Annotated in this window: 1 pseudogene; it reads left to right on the top strand. The window is 73.3% G+C overall.

The features are described 5' to 3' along the window. Positions 1–14: 14 nt before the first annotated feature. Positions 15–1,131 (top strand): annotated as a pseudogene (locus tag HMPREF9056_RS14415) (protease PrsW); the annotation flags it as partial.

The following is a 1,131-nucleotide window of genomic DNA, read 5'->3' as shown; positions in this document are numbered from 1 at the left end:
GGTTGGTCAGTGTCATGTTCTCGCTGGGTGTGCCGTGGGCGCTGGTGGTGGCCAAGGCCACCGAGGCGGTGGCGGCGGCCGGGGGAATGACCACGAGTGATCACGGGGTGAGTGTTGCTCTGGCGGCCTTCGTTGAGGAGCCGGGCAAGCTGGTGCCGCTGGTGGTGGTGGCGCTGGTGGCTCCGGGGCGGGTGCGGCGCCTGGCGGCGGTGGACTGGGCGCTGCTGGGCTACGCGGCCGGGGCGGGCTTCACGGTGGCTGAGGACGCCTCCAGGCGCCTGGCTCCTGAGGGGCTGGTCTCCTGGCTGCTGGGAGGTCAGGGCCTGGGCTACTCGCTCAACCCCTGGACGGCCGGGTCCTTTCGCCTGTGGGACAGTGACAGCCCGCTGGGGTGGCTGGCCGGTGAGGAGGGCGCCAGCCCGCTGGGGGTGGGTCACCACGTGTCGACCATGACGGTGGCGATGGCCCTCGGCCTGGGGATCGTGGCGTGGCGCACTCGCAACCCGCTGGGGCGGGTGGTGGCCTGGGTGCTGCCGGCCGCGGTGCTGGTGCAGGTGGTGGTCGACCACGCGGCCTACAACGCCTCGGTGACCTCCCTGGCCTCGGTGTCCTGGCTCACCGACGGTGGTGACGGGATCCCCGGCTGGGTCGGGTGGCTGTGGCAGGTCTCGGGGCGGGGCGGCTCGCTGGTCGTCTACTCGATGGTCCTGTTCGGCCTGTGCCAGCTCACCGACGCCCGCAGGCGCCTGCGCACCGGGCCGGTGGGGACCACCGCTGTCGAGGCACCCCGGGTGCCTGTCCTGACGGCCATGGGTGGGCCGGCCTTCATACGCGCGCCGCTGGAGGCGGCCGTGGCCCTGGTGGCCTACTCCTACAGTGACCTGGTGGTCATCGCCCGCGGCTACGCCGACCGGCGCATGACCCGCCCCCAGCGCATGATCGAGGGCCGCCTCACCGCCGCCCAGGTCATGGCCGCCCGCCGAGACGCCATGGCCGCCACCACCCCCGGGACCGAGCCCCGCGCCCGCCGCACCTTCGCGGCCGCCACCTTGACGGTCTGCCTGGCTGTGGGGTTGCTGTGCCTGTGGTACGGGACCCTGGTCGCCCAGGACATCGGCTCCTCCCTACTGA

Origin of the sequence: Actinomyces sp. oral taxon 170 str. F0386 (assembly GCF_000195595.1) — a bacterium.
Taxonomy (GTDB): Bacteria; Actinomycetota; Actinomycetes; order Actinomycetales; family Actinomycetaceae; genus Actinomyces.
This window is presented reverse-complemented; position numbering and strand designations above follow the sequence as displayed.